Genomic DNA, 19,004 nt, shown 5'->3' on the forward strand with positions numbered 1-19,004 from the left:
GAGCTCAGCCGGACGGTCTACTCGACCTTCGCGCGTGAACCAGAAAGTGCCGAGTCACGCCGCGCAAGCGCGGCTCGACTCACACTTTCTGGACTTGCGAAAAGCTCAGCTCGACCGGGGTCTCCCGGCCGAAGATCTCCACGAGGGCCTTGAGCCGCTGGGACTCGGCGTTGATCTCGGTGATCGTCGCGTGCAGCGTGGCGAACGGGCCATCGACCACCATCACCGAGTCGCCCTCACCGAAGTCGGCGACCTCGATCGGCTTCTTGGCGGCGGGCGTGCCGCCGGCGGCGGCACCGGAGCCGCCAGCCTCGGCAGCCGCGGCGGCGGACGCGACGACGGCCGGGGCGAGCATGTCCTCGACCTCGCCCATGCTCAGCGGCACCGGCTGGTGGCTCGGGCCGACGAACCCGGTCACCGACGGGGTGTGGCGGACGGCGGCCCACGACTCGTCGGTGAGGTCCATCCGGACCAGCACGTAGCCGGCGTACTTCGTCTGGTTGACCAGCTTGCGCTGGCCGTTCTTGATCACCGCGACGTCCTCGGTGGGGACCACGATCTCGTGGATGTAGTCCTCCATGTTCAGCGAGTGGACGCGGTTCTCGAGGTTCTGCTTGACCTTCTTCTCCATGCCGGAGTAGGTGTGCACGACGAACCAGTCGCCCGGCTTCGCCCACAGCTCGCGGCGGAACTCCTCGAGCGGGTCGAGCTCCTCGGCCGGCGCCTCCTCGGCCGGTGCCTCGTCCGTGGCCTCCGCGGCAGGTTCCTCGTCGGCGACGAGCTCCTCGTCGACGGCGGACGCCTCGGACTGCTCCTCGTCGACGGCGGGCTCGTCGGTGACCTGGGTCACCTCCGCGTCGGATGCGGCCACGTCGGCGTCGTCGAGGACCGCCTCGGTCTCGAGGCCCTGCTCAACGTGCTCCGAGGCGGCCTCGGCCGCGTCGTACTGCTCCGACACTGGTGCTACTCCATCGCTGTCTTGGGAAGGGACGGTCCGGGACGGACCGCCGTCAGACGTTGTCGCCGCCGGTGAAGATCTGGAAGGCGAGCTTGCCGAGGGCCAGGTCCAGGACGGACACCAGCGTGATCATCACCAGCACGAAGACCATCACCACGATGAAGTACGTCGACAGCTGCTCGCGGGTCGGCCAGACGACCTTCCGGAGCTCCGCGACGACCTGGCGGTAGAAGGTCACCGGTCCGGTGCGCTTCTCGGCAGGCTTGCGGTCACCCTTGACCGCGGGTGCCTCAGCCACGTCCTTCTCCTCTACCAGTTCGTAGGTTCGGTTCTTCTGCAGGGCACGAGGGACTTGAACCCCCAACCTTCGGTTTTGGAGACCGATGCTCTGCCAGTTGAGCTAGTGCCCTCCGACAGCCTTCCCGGTCTCCGGCCCGGCGCCGGCTGACCGGCACGAGGGCGCGACTCACCATGGGGGAAAGCCACCAAGGTGGGAGTCTACGCACGCCACGCCAGGCGGGCCAAAAGCACCTCGGATCCCGCCCGAGGGAGGACCAATGGCTCTCCCGCGGAAGCTCCGGCGGCGGAACCGTGGTGACCGTCCCGAGCACGAGGAGTGAACGATGATGGTCACCAAGCGCATCCTGGTGGGGTACGACGCGTCGGCGCCTGCCGACGACGCGCTCCGCTGGGCCCTGGAGACGGGGCGCACGCAGCACGTACCGGTCGTCGCGGTCGTCGTCGGCGGCACCCTCGACATGATGGCGACCAACCCGCACGGGGATGCGCTGATGGAGGCCGAGGACCGCCAGCTGTCGGCGCGACGGCTCATGGAGGAAGTGCCGGACGTCGACGGCGAGGTGGACCTGCGCCTGGGCCACCCGGCGGCCGAGCTCGCGCACGCCGCCGGCCCGGGCGACCTGATCGTCGTCGGAGCCGTCGGGCACTCCCGCGGCGCCGGCCTGCTGATGGGCTCGGTGTCGCAGGAGCTGGTGCGGATCGCTGCCGGCACCGTGGTCGTCGTACGGCCGGCCGCGGCACCCGAGGAGCACCGGATCGGCGTCGGCGTCGACGGCTCCTCGGACAGCCTCACCGCCCTGGAGTGGGCGTGCGCACGAGCGGCCGCGACCGGCGAGCACGTGGTGGCCCTGCACGGGTTCCAACCCTCGCTGCACGCCGACCACCCCGGGGCGAGCGTCCGCGACCTGCTGGTCCACGACCTGCACCTGCACGAGCAGCGGCTCGCCGGCTGGACCGCGGACGTCCGGGCGGCGTATCCCGGCGTCGAGGTGACGCTGGAGGCCGCGGCCGTCCCGGCGAGAGGCCTGCTCACCGGCTTCAGCGAGCACGCGTCCCTGGTGGTGGTCGGAGCCCACGGGCACGGCGTTCTTGGCGGCCTGCTGGTCGGATCCATCAGCCAGCACGTCCTCAACCACGCACGCTGCCCGGTCGTCGCCGTCCGCTGAGCAGGGGTCGGGTCCTACGATGACCCGACCATGGCTGAGGTCGGCGAGCGCGGGACGCTGGAGTCCCTTCCGAAGGCACACCTGCACCTGCACTTCACCGGGTCGATGCGGCACCGCACCCTGCTGGAGCTGGCCGCGCGCGACGGCATCGCGCTGCCCGACCAGCTGGTGACCGAGTGGCCGCCCCAGCTCTCGGCCGCCGACGAGAAGGGCTGGTTCCGCTTCCAGCGGCTCTACGACGTCGCGAGGTCGGTGCTGCGCACCGAGGCCGACGTACGCCGGCTCGTGCTCGAGGCGGCCGAGGACGACGTCGCCGACGGCGGCCGGTGGCTGGAGATCCAGGTCGACCCGAGCGGGTACGCCGCGCGGTTCGGTGGCATCACCGCGTTCACCGACCTGGTGCTCGACGCCGTCGCGGACGCCTCGGCACGGACCGGCCTCGGCATCGCGGTCGTCGTCGCGGCCAACCGCACCCGGCACCCGCTCGACGCGCGCACGCTCGCCCGCCTGGCGGCGCAGTACGCCGGCCGCGGCGTCGTCGGGTTCGGGCTGTCCAACGACGAGCGGCGCGGCTCGACCGCCGACTTCGCCAAGGCCTTCGAGATCGCCGAGCGGGCGGGGCTGCTGCTGGCACCGCACGGCGGCGAGCTGCGCGGCCCGGACCACGTCCGCACCTGCCTCGACGCGCTGCACGCCGACCGCCTCGGCCACGGCGTGCGCTCGGCCGAGGACCCCGCGCTGCTGGACCGGATCGTCGAGGCCGGCGTCGCGCTCGAGGTCTGCCCGGTGTCCAACGTCGCGCTGGGCGTCTACTCCGACCTCACCTCGGTGCCGCTGCCCGTGCTCCTCGACGCCGGCGCGACCGTCGCCCTCGGCGCCGACGACCCGCTGCTGTTCGGCTCCCGGCTGAACGCGCAGTACGCCTGCATGCGCGCCGCGCACGACCTGCCCGACGAGCGGCTCGCCGACCTCGCCCGGATGTCCTTCCGTGCCAGCCGCGCGCCCTCCGACGTCGTCGCCGAGGCGGAGGCCGACATCAGCGCATGGCTGGGACGCTGACCTCCACCGGCTCGAGCGGATAGGGCGGCGCGCCCACGCCCGTGACCAGGACGTGGCCCCAGGCGTCGTACTCCGCGAGCCGCACGGCCGCGGGACCGCGGTCGCCGATCGCCAGCTCGCCGGTGACGGCACCGCCGTCCTTGAGCGCGACGACGTCGGCTGTGCGCTCGATCCGGCCGTACCAGTGGAACCGGCCGTCCAGGGGCTCGAGGTGCCCGGCCAGCCGGACCGTCACGTCCAGCTGGTCGCCGCCGAGGACCAGCCGCGCCGGGCCGGCGTACCCGCTCTCCTCCTCCGGCGGCAGCCACGCCATGCTGCGCGGGTGACGGCGCGGACGGCGGCGCGAGCGACTCACGCCAGGAACCCCGCCCTCTTCCAGAGCAGCCGGCTGAGCCGGCTCATCAGGCCGTTCTCCTCGAGGAACGCCGCCAGCGGCGCGAAGCCGATCACCGCCATCTCCCGGTGGTGCTCGTTGGCCCGGGCCTCGCGGAGCGCTCGGTCCACGTCGAGCCCCGCGCGGTGGTAGATGCCCTTGTGCACCAGGGCGCGCGCCATCACCGGGCCGCCGAGGCCGTTGAGGTTCGCGACCAGGAACCGCTCCAGGCGGGAGACGCTCTGCATCCGGTGCACGACGCCCTCGCGGGCGAAGCGGATGTGCCGCGCCTCCTCGGTGACGTGGATCTTCATCAGCTGGGCGACGACGGGCTGCAGGTCGGGGTCGCCCATGATCCGGCGCTGCTGGGCGTCGAAGATCTCCTCGCCGATCAGCGCGCCGACCCAGAGCAACGAGCCGTGCAGGAAGTGCGGAAGCACGGCCGCGAGGGCGCGGTCGACCCGCCCCATCCGGTAGGGACGGGCGCCGGCGTGGGCGATGACCTTGCCGAACATCGTCATGTGGCGGCACTCGTCGCCCATCTCGGTCAGCACGTAGTGGGCGTAGGGCGACGCGGGGTCTTCGCGCATCAGCTGCAGGAGCAGCCCGCGGTTGAGGATGTTCTCGAACCAGATGCCGACGGAGAGGACGTTGGCCATCTCCTCCCGGGACAGCGCGACCCGCTGCTCCTCGGTCAGCTCGTCCCAGTACGGCGTCCCGTAGAGCGAGAGCACCTCCTTGGGCAGGAAGTACTTGCCCTCCACCAGCGGCGCCTCCCAGGCGATCGCGACCTCGGGCTCGTAGGAGCGCCGGACGGATCCTCGGTTCAGGCGGGTGGCCACCACGTCCATAGTCATTTACACATCGTGACAGTTCGTCAACAACCGGTCAAGGGGTCGTAGCATTCCTCCATGACCGCCGCTCCGCTCCGCCCCGGCCCCGCGGCGCCCGACGCCGCCGCGCGGATCAGGGACCGGATCCTCGACGCGGCGACGGCCTGCATGCTCGAGGAGGGGCTGACCGGCCGGGTGCACGCGCAGATCGCCGAGCGCGCGGGAGTCTCGCGGCCGACCGTCTACAAGTACGTCGGCGACCAGGACGCGATCGTGGCGGCGATCTTCGACCGGGAGTTCGACAAGTTCGTCGACGCGGTGCTGCCCGTCCTCCGCACCAGCGACGACCTCCGGGCGCACCTCGTGGACGGCGTCGTGTTCATCGTCGACTACGCCCGCGGTCACGAGCTGCTCCAGAAGGCGCTCGCCGACCACCCCGAGCTCGTGCTGCCCGCGCTGACGACCGGGGCGGGTCCGTTGATCGAGCGGGCAACCGGCATCTTCGAGGCGCAGCTGGCCCGGGCCCTGGACCTCGCGGGCGCGACCGGGATCAGCGCCCGGGAAGCCGTCGAGTGGCTGTTCCGGATCATCGTCGCCCTGATCATCGCGCCCGGGACCGCCGGCGGGAGCTCGGAGGACACCCGGCGCTCGGTCCGCGCGCTGGCGCAGCTCGTCGCACTCAGCGGGGAGCGCGTTTGAGCCGAGCGGCGGACGGCAGACTGACGCCATGAGCGACCAGCAGCCGCCGTACGGCGACCAGACGCCGCCCTACCCGCCCTACAGCCAGCCGTGGGGCCGGCCCGCCGGCGAGGGCCAGCCCTACGGGACACCGCCGAACCCGGCGTACGGCTACGGCTACGGCTACGGCACCGCCCACGGCGGCGCCACGACGTCGCTCGTCGTCGGCATCATCAGCATCGCCGCCTCGGTCCTCGGCGCCTGCCTGTGCCTGTTCGTCGGCGCGCTGGGCGTGGTGATCGGCCCGGTGGGGATCGCTCTCGCCGTCAAGGCGCGCAAGGAGATCGACGCGGCGCCGCAGCTCTACACCAACCGCGCGAACGCGGTCGGCGGCCTGGTCTGCAGCATCATCGGCACCGTCCTCGGCGCGCTGGTGCTGGTCGGGTCGATCCTCGTGCTGGTGTTCTACGGGTTCGTGTTCAGCACCGTCGGCGGCTACTGATTCAGAGGGAGCAGCCGACGAGCACCGGCTCGTTCACCAGCTCGATCCCGTACGCCGACCGCACGCCCGCGCGGATCTCGCGGGCCAGCGCGAGCAGCTCCTCGGTGGTCGCGCCGCCGCGGTTGGTCAGCGCCAGGGTGTGCTTGGTCGAGAGCGTGACCCGGCCCGCGCCGTAGCCCTTCGCGAAGCCGGCGTGGTCGATCAGCCAGGCCGCGCTGGTCTTCACGCGGCCGTCCGCCTGGGGATAGGCGGGCGCCCCGTCGGGGACGGCGCCGGGCTCGACGAACGGGTTGGTGAAGAAGGACCCGGCGCTCCACGTGTCGTGGTCGTCGGCGTCGAGGACCATGCCCTTGCCCCGGCGGAGCCCGAGGACCGCCTCACGCACGTCGCGGAGCGGGGCGCGCTCGCCCTCGGCCACGCCGAGCGCGCGGGCCAGCTCGGCGTACGCCACCGGCGCGGCGAGCGTCGCCTGGCGGAGGAGGTAGGTCACCTCGAGCACGACGTAGCGGCCGGGCTCCTCCTTGAACCGGCTGGTGCGGTAGCCGAAGCCGCAGTCGGCCGCCGCGAAGGTGCGCAGCTCGCGGGTCCCGCGGTCCCAGGTGCGGACCCGGGCGACCGTCTGCGCGACCTCCTGGCCGTAGGCGCCGACGTTCTGGATCGGCGTCGCGCCGACCTGACCCGGGATGCCCGAGAGCGCCTCGATGCCGACCCAGCCCTTGTCGACGGCGAGCGCGACCAGGCCGTCCCAGCCCTCGCCGGCGGCGACCGTGACGGTGACGGCGCCCAGGCAGGAGAGGTCATCGGAACCCCCCGCGTGATCCGGGTCGGAGCTCACGCCGGCGGTGGCGACCTCGACCACGGTGCCGTCGAAGCCGGCGTCCGCGACGACCAGGTTGCTGCCGCCGCCGAGCACCAGGACGGGCTCGCCGCGCTGGTCGGCCTCGTCGACCGCCGCGACGAGCTCCCGCTCGGTGGTCGCGCGCACCCAGCGGCGCGCCGGTCCCCCGAGGCGGAGCGTGGTGTGGTCGGCCAGCCGCTCCCGGGCGTCAGGCACGGACCACCGCCGCCGGGCGGCCGAGGACCTTCGCGCCGGCGCAGGTGGCGGTCAGGGCGATGGTCACGGTGTCGTCGGTGGTGGCGGTGACCTCGCCGCCGAACTCGACCCGGGTGCCCTCCTCGGGCACCACGACCATCCCGGTGAACCGGCCGCCGAGCTCGACGACCTCGGCGTCGCCGGTCCAGTCGGAGACCGCCCGGGCGGCCAGCGCCAGGGTGAGCATCCCGTGCGCGATCGTGTCCGGCAGGCCGACCGCTCGCGCCACCTCGGGGTCGAGGTGGATCGGGTTCGGGTCGCCACTCGCCTCGGCGTACTCCCTGAGGTCCGCGCGGGTGACGTCGAAGCCGACCGCGGGGAGGACGGTGCCCACCGTCAGCCGCTCGGCGCCCGTGCGGGGTGTCTTCATGCCGCGGCCCGGTGCACGAGGGTGGCGCGGGCGGTGCAGACCAGGTCGCCTGCCTCGTCGGTGATCCGCGTCGTGGTCGAGTAGAAGCCGTTGCCGCTCACGTCGCGGACGTTGTCGACGGTCAGGGTGGCACTGAGCGTGTCGCCGATCCGGAGCGGCCGCTCGTAGGCGAAGTGCTCGTCGCCGTGCACCACCCGGCTGAGGTCGAGCCCGCCGGCCACGATGAACTCGGCCATCGCGTGGAAGGCCACCACGATGGGGAACGTCGCCGGCACGCGGTCGCCGCTCGCCCGGGTCGCGGCCGCGAAGGCCCGGACGGCCCGCTCGGTCACCTCGTAGGGCCGGGCCGCGGAGAACTCGCGGCCCGCGATGGACTCGTCGATCGGCATGCGCTCACCCTAGAGCTCGGTTGAATCGAGGGTCTTTCGAGGTTGAAATCGGGATCGCCGCCGTGGACCACGGCGGCGATCCCGATTTCAACCTCGAAAGACCCTCGATTCAACCTCAGCGGGTCTCGCGGTGCTCGGTGTGCTTGCGGCAGCGCGGGCAGAACTTCTGCAGCGACAACCGGTCGGGGTCGTTGCGGCGGTTCTTCTTCGTGATGTAGTTGCGCTCCTTGCAATCCACGCACGCGAGCGTGATCTTGGGGCGAACGTCGGAGCTCTTGCTGGCCACGGGAAGGTCCTTCTGCTGACTGTGTGCTGCTGGTCGTCTGGCGTAGCGGGGGCGGGACTTGAACCCGCGACACCACGATTATGAGCCGTGTGCTCTAACCACCTGAGCTACCCCGCCAGGGGGTCGAGGGCTCCAACGTCCGTCAACACGGCCGGCGGCTCCCTTGTTCCCAGAGCCCCTTTACGGAATCGAACCGTAGACCTTCTCCTTACCATGGAGACGCTCTGCCGACTGAGCTAAAGGGGCAACGACGGAGAACAGTACACGCGCGCCCAGCCGGACGAGAAATCGGTGGATCAGTCCTGGATCCGGGCGAAAGGACGGGCCTCCTCGAGCTCGTAGGCGAGCTCGATCAGGACCGACTCGTGGCCCGGAGGGGCGCCGATCATCATGCCCTGCGGGAGCCCGTTCGCGGTGGTCGCGAGGGGCAGCGAGACGGCCGGCGCACCGGTCACGTTCTGCCACGGCGTGAACGCCACCCAGTCCTGGAGGCGGTCGATGATCGTCTCGTAGGGAAGGGTCGGGTCGAGGTGGCCGACCCGCGGCGTCTCCGTCGCCAGGACGGGGGTGAGCGCGACGTCGTAGCGGTCGTAGAGGTGCTCGGCCTGGCCCTCGGCGCGCTTGAGCCGCGCGATCGCAGACGGGATCCGGTGGGCGTTGCGCAGCGCGTGCCGCGCGAGGCCGAGGCTGAGGTTGTCGTGGTGCGCCCGGCGCCAGCTGCGGCCGCGGGTGAGCCGGCCCGGACCGACCATCGCCAGCGCGAGGGTCCCCCAGTAGAGGACGAAGTCGTCGGCGAACGACGCCTTCACCGGCACCTCGGCCTCCACGACCGTGTGGCCGAGGTCCTCCAGCAGCCGCGCGACGTCCTCGGTGAGCGCGGTGACCTCCTTGTCGGCGCCGCGCCCGACGCCGGTGGTGTTGAGCGCCACCCGCAGCCGCTTGCGGCCCGGTCGGGTCAGGTCCCCGATCGGCTTCAGGTGCAGCGGCCGGTAGATCTTCTCGGCCTCGCGGTAGAACGCGGCGGTGTCGCGGACGCTGCGGGTCACCACGCCGTCGGAGACGATCCGGATCGGCATGTCCCGGAAGGTCTTGTCCTGCGCGAGCCGGCCACGGGTGGGCTTGAGGCCGACCAGGCCGTTGACCGAGGCCGGGATGCGGATCGACCCGCCACCGTCGTTCGCGTGGGCGAGCGGTACGGCGCCCGCGGCCACGAGGGCCGCGGAGCCCGAGCTCGAGGCGCCCGCCGTCCGCTCGGGGTCCCACGGACAGCGCACCGCACCGAGCCGCGGGTGCTCGGCGGAGGCGCTGAAGCCGTACTCGGAGAGCTGGGACTTGCCGAGCGGGATGAGGCCGGTGGCGAGGTACATCCGCGCGAAGTCGCCATCGGCCTTCGCCGGCCGCGGGTCCCAGGCGTCGGTGCCGTGCATCGTCGGCATCCCGGCGACGTCGACGTTGTCCTTGATCATCGTGGGCACGCCGGCGAACCATCCGGGGCGGGGGTCCCGCGCCTCGGCGCGGGCCCGCTCGTAGGCCGGGAACGCCACCGGGTTCAGCTCGGCGGCGACCTTCTCGACCCGGGCGATCGCCGCATCGACGACCTCCTCGACGCCGACCTCCCCCGCGTGGAGGCGCTCCACCAGACCGACCGCGTCGTCATCTCCCAGGGCGTCGTCGCCGAACGCGTGCACGTGGACCATGAGAGCGCAGGGTAGCGGTCAGGCGGGGAGCGTCACGAGGAAGCGGCAGCCGTTGCCGCCGTCCCTGTTCTCCACCCAGACCCGGCCGCGGTGCGCCTCCACGATCCCCTTCACGATCGCCAGCCCGAGCCCGGCGCCGCCGCCGAGCCCGGCCTCCCCAGGAGTGCGGGCGGCGCCGCCCTGCCAGGCGACGTCGAAGACCCGCGCCATCTCCTCGGGCCCGAGTCCGCCGCACCCGTCGGTCACGCTCAGCTCGACGCCGTCGTCCACCGTCCGTCCCGCCACCTCGACCACGCCGTCGGCCGGGGTGTGCCGGATCGCGTTGATGAGGAGGTTGGAGACCACCCGGGAGAGGCCGGTCGGGTCGGCCAGCAGCTCGATGCCGTCCTCGACCCGGCCGCCGAGCCGGACGCGGCGGGCCCGGGCGACCGCGTCGGCGCCGGCGACCACGTCGCTGACCAGGTCGCCGAGCAGCACCGGCTCCGGTGCGAGCCGCAGCACGCCCGCGTGGATCCGGGAGAGCTCGAAGAGGTCGTCGACCATCTCGCTCATCCGGTCGACCTCCGCCCGGATCTGGCGGTGGTAGCGCTGCGGGTCGGTGGCCAGGCCGTCCTCGAGCGCCTCCGTCATCGCCCGCAACCCGCTGAGCGGCGTGCGCAGGTCGTGGGAGACCCACGAGACGAGCTCGCGGCGCGACTCCTCCAAGCGCCGCTCGCGGGCTCGCGCCTGCTGCAGGTCGTGCTGGGTGCTCGCCAGCTCGTCGGAGAGATCGCGGATCTCGGAGGGCCCGCGCCCGGCGGCGGGCAGCGGCGCGGGCTCACCGAACCCCCGCACCTGGGCGCGGAGCGCCTCGGACCACCGTGCGGTCGCCATCCCCACGACCAGGGCGACCCCGATCGCGACCACCGCGGACACCGAGGTCACGACCGTCATCACGAGGAGGTCGTGGTGCGAGAGGAACATCATCCGGGCGACGGCGGTGGCGCCGGCGATCGCTCCGGCCAGCGGCACGATCGCGACGACCGCGAGCTGCCAGCGGAACGAGCGCCGTCGGACCAGCCACACGAGCGCGAGGCCGACCGCACCGACGACGAGCGCGGCGAACGCGGCGACGCCGACGATCACGAGCAGGTCGTGCGACTTCATCAGGCACTCTCCCAGCGGTAGCCCACGCCCCAGACGGTCAGCAGCCGCGACGGCTGCCGCGGGTCACGCTCGACCTTCTCGCGGAGCCGTCGCACGTGGACGGTCACCGTCGACTGGTCGCCGATGCTCCAGCCCCACACGTGCTGGAGCAGGTCGTCCCGCGTGAACGCGGTGCCGGGATTGGCGACGAGGAACCTCAGCAGCGCGAACTCCCGGACGGTCAGCGCCAGCGGGGCGCCGCTGCGGGTCGCCACGTGCCGGCGGCCGTCGATGACGAGGTCGCCGTCCTCGATCACGGCCGGCAGGCCGGCGGTGTCGCCGGTGGCCCGGCGCAGCACCGAGTCGACCCGGAGCACGAGCTCCCGGGGGCTGAACGGCTTGCCGACGTAGTCGTCGGCGCCGATCTCCAGCCCGAGCACCCGGTCGGCCTCGCGCCCGAGCGCGGTCAGCATGATCACGGGGACGTCCCCCATCGTGCGCAGCCGACGACAGACCTCGAGGCCGTCGATGCCGGGGAGCATGACGTCGAGGACGACCAGGTCCGCGGCGGCGTCGCGCATCTCGCGCAGCGCCTGCTCGCCGTCGCCCGCCTCGACGACGTCGTGGCCGCGGGCGCGCAGGTAGGACGCGAGCACCTCGCGCACGGTGAGGTCGTCATCGACGACCAGGATCCGCGCCATTCCGCCTCCTTGCCTCGTCCGAGCGTAGGACCGCCGCCGTCACGACCGCGGCGAGCACCAGGGACGCGCCGGCGAGCTCGAGCCAGCCCAGCGGGTAGTCGCGCACCAGGAGGGTCGGGTTGGTCTGCGGCCCGGCACTGTTCACGAGCACGGGCACCGCGACCAGCGACGCCGACCCGAGCACGACCAGGACGACGACGGCGCCGGCCGCGACCGGGTCCGGCAGCCGGCGGGCCACCGCCCAGCCGAGGACGATCGTGAGCGGCGCGAGGACGGCGTCGTGGAGGACGACCCCGGCGCCCAGCCAGACCCCGATCGTGAGCACCTCGCCGGTGTCCTGCGTGCGGAGCAGCAGCCAGCCGCCGTACGCCGCCAGTGCCACACCGAGCACGCCGAGCGCGACCCTCATGACAGCACCTCGATCCTGGCGACCCACTTGACCTGCTCGACCCCCGGCCGGTCGGGCGCGATGAGGCGCGCAGGGAACCCGTGGTCGAGCGACAGCGGGTCGCCGTCGAGCGCCAGGGCGAGCAACGTCTTCGGGTCGTCCGCGAAGCTCGCCGGCAGCACGGTGTCGTGGGGCGACTGCAGCGAGCTGACCCGCACCTCCTTGCCGGCCGGCGCGCCGACGAGGTCCAGCAGGTCGCGCATCCGAACGCCGGTCCACGAGCCCGACGCGCTCCACCCCTCCACGCAGGCGATCGGCAGCGTCGCGGTGCGTTGCGGCAGGGCCAGGAGCTGCTGGCGGGACAGGACCACCTGCCGCGAGCCGGCCGTCACCACGCAGCGGTAGGACTCGGCCGCTGCCGCCCCCACGACGCCCGCCTCCCGGGCGGTCCGGTTGATCGGGATCCCGCCTCCGGCCAGGTCGCGGGGCGCGAGCACGGCCAGCCGCCGGAGCGCCGGGACCGTCCCGGCCGCGGCCGCGACCGTGACGACACCCGCGGCGAGCCAGGTGACGCGGAGCAGGCCGCGACGGGTCAGCGGACCGGGGCGGACCGCCCCCGGGCGGTCGTGGGTCGTGTCGTCGACGTCCGCCGTGAGGACCGCGCGCACCACAGGCAGCTTGACCGCGACGTGCAGGAGGAGCGCGCCCGTCGCCACCCACGCGACGGCGTAGTGGGCGCTGCGGAAGCTGAAGTCCCAGACATACCACTGCGCGACGTTCGCGACGCCGGTCGCCAGCTCGAAGACCGCGGCCGCCACGAGCACGGCGATCGACCCGCGCTCGAGGACCGCCCGGACCAGCTCTCCGGCGCGGCGCGGCACGGCCTGGAACAGCCGCGGGAAGACGGTCCACAGCTTGACCAGCAGCAGCGGCACGGCCGCGGTGCCCGCGACCACGTGCAGACCCTGCGTCACCTGGTAGCCCCAGACCGGGCGGGTCGGCAGCGGGACCGGCTGGTGGTCGAGCTGCGCGTAGTGGCTGAGGACGCCGGTCACGAAGGCGACCGCGAAGCAGACCCCGAGCCACAGGCCCACCCGGGCCGTGACGGCGGCACTGCGCAACCGGGACGTGAAGGAGTCCTCGGTCGGGATCGGGAGACGTCGCAGGACCGGGGGCGTCCTCACCAGGTCTCCCCCAGGACCGCCCACCAGCGCACGCCGTGCTGGTAGCAGCCCAGCAGGGCGAGCCCGGCGCTCGCCGCCAGCGCGGCGACCCCGTCGACCCCCACCACCGACCACCGGAACCACCCGGTCTGCGCGCAGGAGCACTGCAGCCGGACGGGCACGGTGCGGGTCGGTACGCCGGGCCCGGCCACCTCGACCACGACGTGGCCGCGCGGGTCCAGCAGCTGCCGGACCCGCTCGAGCAGGCCGGAGGGATCACCGCCGATCCCGATGTTGCCGTCCGCGAGGAGCACGGTCTGCCACCGCCCCTCTCCCGGCACCCGGTCGAAGACGTCGCGCACCAGCGCCGAACCCCCGCGACTGCGCGCCTGCCCGACCGCCTCGCCGACCACGTCGATCCCGAGCACCACCTGGCCGCGTGCGGCGAGCTCGGCGGTCAGCCGCCCCGGCCCGCAGCCGATGTCGAGGGTGGCGCCGGAGCAGTGCGCGAGCAGCGCGAGGTCGGACCGGTCCGGTGTGGCCGTCCAGTCCTCGACGGGGAGGCGCAGCGGCCGCCCGTCCGGAGGGACGAGGTGGCACTCCTCGCCGCGGAGCGCGTGGCCGAAGACGAGCTCGAACGACGCGATGCTCACGAGCCACCACCGGGGAGGTCGACCAGGCCCGGCGCCGCGAACCGCGCCGCGGGCGCGAGCCGGCGTACGGCGAGCAGGTCGTCGAGGTGGTCGATGTCGCGCAGCCGGGGCGCGGTCGCCACGGTCAGCCCGGCCGCGAGCAGGGCGTCGCGGGTGTCGGTGCCGGTCGTCGGCGTCGACATCGGCACGTCGGCGATCGCGGCGGCGTGGGCCGGCTCGCGCAGGCCGAGCACCCACCACCCGCCGTCGACGGCGGGACCGAGCACGGCGTCCGTCTCGTCGAGCGCTGCCGCGACCTCCGCGAGGAGGCGTACGCCGACCTGGGGCGTGTCCATGCCGACCTGCACGACGGGCCCACCGGCCCCGGCGCACGCGTGCGCGATCCGCGCGCCCAGCGTGTCGCCGTGCTGCGGCACGACGGTCCAGCCCGCCAGCGCCGCGAGCAGGTCCTCGCCACCGACGGCGTCCTCGAGACGGCCGTTCAGGGCGAGCCGGCAACGGGCCGGCCCGAACGCGGCCGCCATCGCGTCGAGCGTGTCGAGGAGCGCGGCAGCGGCCAGCCGAGCCGCCGCGGCCGGTCCCACGGACGCGGCGAGCCGGGTCTTCACCCTCCCGGCGACCGGCGCCTTCGCCAGCACCAGGCCGGTGACACCTGCGCACGGCGGGGTCACCGGGCGAGGACCTTCCAGAAGTCGTGCGCCGCTCGCAGGGTCCCGCGCACCGAGCCCGACACCTTGGAGCGGGTGCCGGCCGCGCGGGGCAGGTAGGCGACGTCCCGCTCGACGATGTGCCAGCCGGCGCGGGTCGCCCGGTCCAGCAGCTCCACCGGGTAGCCCGACCGGCGGTCCTCGACGCTCAGGGCGATCAGGTCGGCGCGCCGCGCCACCCGCAGCGGCGCGATGTCGTGGACGACGACGCCGATCCGGCGCCGGAGCCACGCGAGCACCAGCGCGTTGCCGAGCCGGGCATGCCAGGGCCAGATCCCGCGTCGTACGGCGACCCGGCGGCCCACCGCGAGGTCCGCCTCGCCGGCGCGCACCAGCTCCAGCAGCGGCAGCACGTCGGCCGGGTCGAAGGAGCCGTCGCCGTCCATCACCGCGACGTAGGGGGCGGTGGAGGCGACCAGCCCGGCGTGCACGGCGGCGCCGTAGCCGGGGCGGGCCTCGCTGACCACCGTCGCCCCTGCCGAGCTCGCCACCCGGGCCGTCCCGTCGGTCGACCCGTTGTCGACGACGATCACCCCGAGCGAGGCCGGGACCTTCGGAAGCAGCGCGCGCAGCGCGGCCTCCTCGTCCCGGCAGGGCAGCACCAGCTGGCAGTCGTGCACGTCCTCAACGCTAGGGACGGCGGAGGCCGCACCGGCCTGCGAAATCCTTACGGTCGGGTGACGACGGCGGCACGCCGGCCGACGGCCGAGCGCGTCGCCCCTACGGTCGGGACATGTCCGACGCCCGGCAGGAGCGCGCCGCGGCGTACGGCCTCGCCAGCGCGCTGGTCCTGGTCGCGCTGGCCTGGCTGGTGCCGACCGTCACCGGGTGGCAGGTGCACCCGCGCGCCGACCGCGACGGTGGCGTTCCCCCGCTGCACGGCCTGTGGGACCCGAAGGTCGCTCCGGCCTCCGTCGCCGCGCTCGCGCTGGCCGTCGTGGTCACCTGGCGCGGGGCCGCGTGGGCAGCCGCCCTCCGGTGGCGACCGCTCCTGGCCGGGTCCTTCGCCGTCGGCGCCGCCTGGATGCTCGCGCTCGCCCTCGTGGACGGCACCGCGGGGATCTCGCGGGTGCTCGGCAACCCCGACGAGTACCTCCGCACGGCGCGGAGCGTCACGTCGGTGCACGCCCTCCTGTCCGGGTACGTCGACCGGATCCCGCTCTCCGCCCCGGACAACTGGCCGATCCACGTGGCCGGGCACCCGCCCGGGATGCTCCTCTTCTTCGTCGCCCTCGTGCGGCTCGGCCTCGGCGGCGACCTGGCAGCCGGCGTGGTGGTCACCCTCGTCGCCGCGACCCTCCCGGCCGCGGTGCTCACTACGCTCCGCGCGCTCGACCGCGAGCAGCTGGCGCGCCGCGCGGCGCCGTACCTGGTGCTCACGCCGGCCGCCGTGTTCCTCGCGGTGTCGGCGGACGCCGTGATGGCGGCGACCGCGGCCTGGGGGGTGGCCGCGCTCGCCGTCGCCACCCGCCGCGGGGCGGGCCGCGGCTGGCCGTGGGCGGTGGGGGCCGGGCTGCTGCTCGGCTCCGCGTGCCTGATGTCCTACGGCCTGCCGCTGATGGGCGTCCTGGCGCTGGCCGTCCTGGCGGCCGGACGGTCGTGGTGGCCGCTGCCGGTGGCCGCCCTGGCCGCCATCGCGGTCGTCGCCCTGTTCGCGCTCCTGGGGTTCTCGCTGCTCGAGGCCTACCCGGTGCTGCGCGACCGCTACTGGGCCGGCGTCGCGCGCGAGCGGCCGGCGGCGTACTGGGTGTGGGGAGACCTCGCGGCGCTCGCGCTGAGTGCGGGACCGATGGTCGGCGCCGGGCTGGCCCTGGTCGCGCGGACCGGCCCTCGCGACCGCGTGCTCACGCTGCTCGTGGGGGCGGGTACGGCGATGGTCGTCGCGGCGGATCTCTCGCAGATGAGCAAGGGCGAGGTCGAGCGGATCTGGCTGCCGTTCGTGCCGTGGCTGACGCTCGGCCTGGTGCTGCTGCCCGAGCGCTGGCGGCGGCCGGCGCTCGCTGTCCAGGCGGTGACCGCGCTGCTCCTGCAGCACCTGCTCTACACGAGCTGGTGAGCGCCGCCGTCGCGCAGCGGAGCGGTCGCGAACGCCGGCAGCCCGTCCTCCGGCGGCACCGCCGCGGTGAAGCCCAGCTCCGCGGTGGCGCGGGCCGGTGAGGCGACCACGTGGCGGACGTCGCCGGCCCGGTAGCGGCCCGTCACCGCGGGCGGCACCGGCCGCTCGGCGCCCGAGGACACCAGCTGGGCGACGCGCAGGATCGTCACGGGCCGTCCGGACGCGACGTTGTAGGCGGCGAACGGCGCGGCCGCGGACCCGCTGACGGCGTCCACCGCCAGCACGTTGGCCCGCGCGACGTCGTCGACGTGCACGAAGTCACGCACCTGCGCACCGTCCTCGTAGACCTGCGGCGGCTCGCCGCGCTCGACCGAGGAGCGGAACATCGCCGCCACCCCGGAGTACGGCGTGTCCCGCGGCATGTGCGGGCCGTAGACGTTGTGGTAGCGCAGCGCGACCACCGCCGAGCCGCTCTGCCGCGCCCACGCCGACGCGTAGTGCTCCTGGGCGACCTTGCTCGCGGCGTAGCCGCTGCGCGGGTCCAGGCGGGCGGTCTCGTCGACCGGCGCCCACGCGAGGTCCTGCCCGCAGTCGGGGCAGTGGTTGTCGAACTCGCCCGCCTCGAGGGCCTCGGGCGCGCGCGGAGGTGGCACCCGGTCGCCGTGCACCGGACACGCGTAGCGGCCCTCGCCGTACACGACCATCGACGAGGCAAGCACCAGGCGAGCGACGCCCTCGGCACTCATCGCAGCGAGCAGGGCGGCGGTGCCCACGTCGTTGTGGGACGCGTACGCCGGGAGGTCGGCGACCGTGACCCCGGCCCCCACCACCGCGGCCTGGTGGCACACGACGTCCACGCCGCGGAGCAGCCCGCGCCACCGGTCGGCGTCCCGCACGTCGAGCCGGTGGGTCCCCGGCGGGGCGGCCGCGTCCGGCCCGTGCGCCGCCGGCGTCAGCAGGTCCACCCGCACGACCTCGTGGGCGGCCGCGGCCAGCGCTCGGTCGACGGCACCGCCGATGAAGCCTGCCGACCCGGTGAGCAGGACGCGCATCAGAGCGCCGCGACCCTGGGGCGCGGCACCTGGTAGGTGAGCTCGATCCCGTCGGCCCAGGTGGCGCAGGCGCACCCGCTCGGCTCCCCGGGCAGCCTTGCGATCGTCGCCGCCAGCAGCCCGGTCAGCCGCTCGAGGTTGGCGCGGAAGAGGCGGAACACCTCCTCCTGGCCGACGCCCTCGCCCTCCGAGGCCCCCGCGTCGAGGTCGGTCACGAGCGCGATCGGCGCGTAGCAGAGGAGCAGCTCGCGGGCGAGGACCGCCTCGGGGTGCCCGGTCATGTTGACGAGGGTCCAGCCGGCGGCGGCGTAGGACTGCGACTCGGCGCGGGTCGAGAAGCGCGGTCCCTCGATCACCACCATCGTCCCGCCGCGGCGCACGGAGGGATCCGCCGCGACGACCGACCCGGCGAGCCGGGAGCAGTACGGGTCGGCGAACGGGACGTGGGAGGCCCCGGTCTCGACGTAGGTCTGGACGCGACCCTGCGTGCGGTCGACCAGCTGGTCGGGCACGACCACGTCGCCGGGGCGTACGTCGCGCAGGCCACCGACGGCACACGGCGCGAGGACCTGCCGGACCCCGAGGGATGCGAGAGCCCACAGGTTCGCGCGGTAGGGGATCGCGTGCGGCGGGTGCTCGTGGCGCGGTCCGTGGCGCGGGAGGAAGGCGACCCGGCGCCCGGACACCGTACCCACCGTCACCGGACCGGACGGCGCACCGAAGGGTGTCTCGACCACGGTCGGCTCGCCGTCGTCGAGGAACTCGTAGAAGCCGGTGCCGCCGATGACGCCGATCGTCGGGGTCTGGTCCATCCCGCCACTGTTGCAGCGCGACCGCCGGCATCCGTCCCCCGGCGGCGATCCGTCATCGCTCGGTAAGAACTAGGACAGCGCTCGGTGGCAGCCGGGCACGTGCGGGTCGAAGATCCCCAGCGCCTGCATCAGCGCGAACATCGTGGTCGGCCCGACGAAGGCGAACCCGTGCTTCTTGAGCGCCCTGGAGAGGGCGACGGACTCCGGCGACGTCGTGGCGGCGGGATCCGGCGGCCGGTCGGGCGCGAACCCGAGCACGAGCTGCTCGAGGCCGCCGTCGGCTCGCAGGTCGACCGTGGCCCGGGCGTTCGTGATGGCGGCCTCGACCTTGCGCCGGTTGCGGACGATGCCCGCGTCCGCCATCAGCCGCGCCACGTCGCGGTCGTCGTACTTCGCGACGCGGTCGGCGTCGAAGCCGGCGAAGGCCGCGCGGAAAGCCGACCGCTTGGCGAGGATCGTGCTCCACGAGAGGCCGGACTGGAAGGCCTCGAGGGTGAGCCGCTCGAGGTAGGCGCTCTCGCCGCTGACGCGGACGCCCCACTCCGCGTCGTGGTAGTCGCGCATCGCGCCCGGGCCGCCCGCCCACGGGCAGCGGGCGACGCCGTCCTCTCCGGTCACCGCAAGCATGCGGTCATCCTGCCGG

The 19,004-nt window shown here is 74.0% G+C and carries 24 protein-coding genes and 3 tRNA genes; 5 read left to right on the forward strand and 22 right to left on the reverse strand.

The features are described from left to right. Positions 1–79: 79 nt before the first annotated feature. The 3 genes from nusG to ABD709_RS07965 all read right to left on the reverse strand — a co-directional run bounded on the left by nusG (position 80) and on the right by ABD709_RS07965 (position 1,368). A complete protein-coding gene (nusG, locus tag ABD709_RS07955) occupies positions 80–958 on the reverse strand; it encodes a transcription termination/antitermination protein NusG (RefSeq protein WP_344774085.1) in 879 nt (292 codons plus the stop codon). Positions 959–1,010: 52 nt separating this feature from the next. Then, complete coding sequence (gene secE, locus ABD709_RS07960; RefSeq protein ID WP_344774087.1) at positions 1,011–1,256, reverse strand: preprotein translocase subunit SecE; 246 nt, start codon at positions 1,254–1,256, stop codon at positions 1,011–1,013. 39 nt (positions 1,257–1,295) lie between these two features. Then, positions 1,296–1,368: transfer RNA gene (locus ABD709_RS07965), tRNA-Trp, on the reverse strand. A 213-nt stretch (positions 1,369–1,581) separates the two neighbouring features. Between ABD709_RS07965 and ABD709_RS07970 the strand changes: the two genes are divergently transcribed. After that, complete coding sequence (locus ABD709_RS07970; protein ID WP_344774089.1) at positions 1,582–2,424, forward strand: universal stress protein; 843 nt, start codon at positions 1,582–1,584, stop codon at positions 2,422–2,424. Positions 2,425–2,454: 30 nt separating this feature from the next. Beyond that, on the forward strand, positions 2,455–3,483 hold the full coding sequence (locus ABD709_RS07975; RefSeq protein ID WP_344774091.1) for an adenosine deaminase: 1,029 nt from the start codon (positions 2,455–2,457) through the stop codon (positions 3,481–3,483). On the opposite strand, the gene ABD709_RS07980 is transcribed toward ABD709_RS07975, so the two are convergent. Both ABD709_RS07980 and ABD709_RS07985 read right to left on the reverse strand, forming a co-directional pair. Beyond that, positions 3,461–3,796: a DUF4873 domain-containing protein gene (locus ABD709_RS07980; protein WP_344774093.1), complete on the reverse strand. Its 336-nt coding sequence runs from the start codon at positions 3,794–3,796 to the stop codon at positions 3,461–3,463. The genes ABD709_RS07975 and ABD709_RS07980 overlap by 23 nt on opposite strands. Before the next feature lie 38 nt (positions 3,797–3,834). Then, positions 3,835–4,713 carry an AurF N-oxygenase family protein gene (locus tag ABD709_RS07985; RefSeq protein WP_344774095.1) on the reverse strand — a complete coding sequence of 293 codons (879 nt, stop codon included), beginning with the start codon at positions 4,711–4,713 and terminating at the stop codon, positions 3,835–3,837. A 54-nt stretch (positions 4,714–4,767) separates the two neighbouring features. On the opposite strand from ABD709_RS07985, the gene ABD709_RS07990 reads away from it, so the two are divergent. Both ABD709_RS07990 and ABD709_RS07995 read left to right on the forward strand, forming a co-directional pair. Then, positions 4,768–5,388 carry a TetR/AcrR family transcriptional regulator gene (locus ABD709_RS07990; protein WP_344774097.1) on the forward strand — a complete coding sequence of 207 codons (621 nt, stop codon included), beginning with the start codon at positions 4,768–4,770 and terminating at the stop codon, positions 5,386–5,388. A gap of 28 nt (positions 5,389–5,416) precedes the next feature. Then, on the forward strand, positions 5,417–5,869 hold the full coding sequence (locus ABD709_RS07995) for a hypothetical protein (protein WP_344774099.1): 453 nt from the start codon (positions 5,417–5,419) through the stop codon (positions 5,867–5,869). 1 nt (position 5,870) lies between these two features. On the opposite strand, the gene ABD709_RS08000 is transcribed toward ABD709_RS07995, so the two are convergent. From ABD709_RS08000 to ABD709_RS08065, 14 genes are all read right to left on the reverse strand, one after another. Next, the gene (locus ABD709_RS08000) at positions 5,871–6,923 is read right to left on the reverse strand and encodes a UDP-N-acetylmuramate dehydrogenase (RefSeq protein WP_344774101.1); all 1,053 of its coding nucleotides are present in this window, start codon (positions 6,921–6,923) and stop codon (positions 5,871–5,873) included. Further along, complete coding sequence (locus ABD709_RS08005; protein WP_344774103.1) at positions 6,916–7,332, reverse strand: MaoC/PaaZ C-terminal domain-containing protein; 417 nt, start codon at positions 7,330–7,332, stop codon at positions 6,916–6,918. The genes ABD709_RS08000 and ABD709_RS08005 overlap by 8 nt, the downstream gene beginning before the upstream one ends. Beyond that, the gene (locus ABD709_RS08010) at positions 7,329–7,721 is read right to left on the reverse strand and encodes an FAS1-like dehydratase domain-containing protein (protein ID WP_344774105.1); all 393 of its coding nucleotides are present in this window, start codon (positions 7,719–7,721) and stop codon (positions 7,329–7,331) included. Before ABD709_RS08010 ends, ABD709_RS08005 begins: the two co-directional genes overlap by 4 nt. Positions 7,722–7,836: 115 nt before the next feature. Then, entirely contained in the window at positions 7,837–8,007 is a 171-nt protein-coding gene (gene rpmG / locus ABD709_RS08015) for a 50S ribosomal protein L33 (RefSeq protein ID WP_344774107.1), read from the reverse strand. Between the two features lie 43 nt (positions 8,008–8,050). Then, positions 8,051–8,124 (reverse strand) — tRNA-Met (locus tag ABD709_RS08020). A 56-nt stretch (positions 8,125–8,180) separates the two neighbouring features. Further along, positions 8,181–8,253, reverse strand: a tRNA-Thr gene (locus tag ABD709_RS08025). Between the two features lie 50 nt (positions 8,254–8,303). After that, the gene (locus tag ABD709_RS08030) at positions 8,304–9,704 is read right to left on the reverse strand and encodes an amidase (protein ID WP_344774109.1); all 1,401 of its coding nucleotides are present in this window, start codon (positions 9,702–9,704) and stop codon (positions 8,304–8,306) included. Between the two features lie 18 nt (positions 9,705–9,722). Next, positions 9,723–10,850 (reverse strand): sensor histidine kinase, encoded by a 1,128-nt coding sequence (locus tag ABD709_RS08035; RefSeq protein WP_344774111.1) that lies wholly within the window; start codon positions 10,848–10,850, stop codon positions 9,723–9,725. Beyond that, the gene (locus ABD709_RS08040) at positions 10,850–11,530 is read right to left on the reverse strand and encodes a response regulator transcription factor (RefSeq protein WP_344774113.1); all 681 of its coding nucleotides are present in this window, start codon (positions 11,528–11,530) and stop codon (positions 10,850–10,852) included. The genes ABD709_RS08035 and ABD709_RS08040 overlap by 1 nt, the downstream gene beginning before the upstream one ends. Then, positions 11,505–11,939, reverse strand: coding sequence for a hypothetical protein (locus tag ABD709_RS08045; RefSeq protein WP_344774115.1), 435 nt, complete (start codon positions 11,937–11,939; stop codon positions 11,505–11,507). The genes ABD709_RS08040 and ABD709_RS08045 overlap by 26 nt, the downstream gene beginning before the upstream one ends. Then, the gene (locus tag ABD709_RS08050) at positions 11,936–13,102 is read right to left on the reverse strand and encodes a molybdopterin-dependent oxidoreductase (RefSeq protein WP_344774117.1); all 1,167 of its coding nucleotides are present in this window, start codon (positions 13,100–13,102) and stop codon (positions 11,936–11,938) included. The genes ABD709_RS08045 and ABD709_RS08050 overlap by 4 nt, the downstream gene beginning before the upstream one ends. Next, positions 13,099–13,734, reverse strand: coding sequence for a methyltransferase domain-containing protein (locus ABD709_RS08055; protein WP_344774119.1), 636 nt, complete (start codon positions 13,732–13,734; stop codon positions 13,099–13,101). The genes ABD709_RS08050 and ABD709_RS08055 overlap by 4 nt, the downstream gene beginning before the upstream one ends. Continuing rightward, entirely contained in the window at positions 13,731–14,405 is a 675-nt protein-coding gene (locus ABD709_RS08060) for a TIGR04282 family arsenosugar biosynthesis glycosyltransferase (RefSeq protein WP_344774121.1), read from the reverse strand. The genes ABD709_RS08055 and ABD709_RS08060 overlap by 4 nt, the downstream gene beginning before the upstream one ends. After that, positions 14,402–15,061, reverse strand: a complete 660-nt coding sequence (locus tag ABD709_RS08065; protein ID WP_344774123.1) for a glycosyltransferase family 2 protein — start codon at positions 15,059–15,061, stop codon at positions 14,402–14,404. Before ABD709_RS08065 ends, ABD709_RS08060 begins: the two co-directional genes overlap by 4 nt. A gap of 113 nt (positions 15,062–15,174) precedes the next feature. On the opposite strand from ABD709_RS08065, the gene ABD709_RS08070 reads away from it, so the two are divergent. Next, complete coding sequence (locus ABD709_RS08070; RefSeq protein ID WP_344774125.1) at positions 15,175–16,497, forward strand: hypothetical protein; 1,323 nt, start codon at positions 15,175–15,177, stop codon at positions 16,495–16,497. On the opposite strand, the gene ABD709_RS08075 is transcribed toward ABD709_RS08070, so the two are convergent. From ABD709_RS08075 to ABD709_RS08085, 3 genes are all read right to left on the reverse strand, one after another. Next, positions 16,482–17,549 (reverse strand): NAD-dependent epimerase/dehydratase family protein, encoded by a 1,068-nt coding sequence (locus tag ABD709_RS08075; protein WP_344774127.1) that lies wholly within the window; start codon positions 17,547–17,549, stop codon positions 16,482–16,484. The two genes, ABD709_RS08070 and ABD709_RS08075, sit on opposite strands and share 16 nt — an antisense overlap. Beyond that, a complete protein-coding gene (locus ABD709_RS08080; protein WP_344774129.1) occupies positions 17,549–18,361 on the reverse strand; it encodes an S-methyl-5'-thioadenosine phosphorylase in 813 nt (270 codons plus the stop codon). The genes ABD709_RS08075 and ABD709_RS08080 overlap by 1 nt, the downstream gene beginning before the upstream one ends. A 69-nt stretch (positions 18,362–18,430) precedes the next feature. Further along, the gene (locus ABD709_RS08085; protein WP_344774130.1) at positions 18,431–18,988 is read right to left on the reverse strand and encodes a DNA-3-methyladenine glycosylase I; all 558 of its coding nucleotides are present in this window, start codon (positions 18,986–18,988) and stop codon (positions 18,431–18,433) included. Positions 18,989–19,004 lie beyond the last annotated feature (16 nt).

It is taken from the genome of Nocardioides panacisoli (assembly GCF_039537325.1).
In the GTDB taxonomy this organism is placed as follows: Bacteria; Actinomycetota; Actinomycetes; order Propionibacteriales; family Nocardioidaceae; genus Nocardioides; species Nocardioides panacisoli.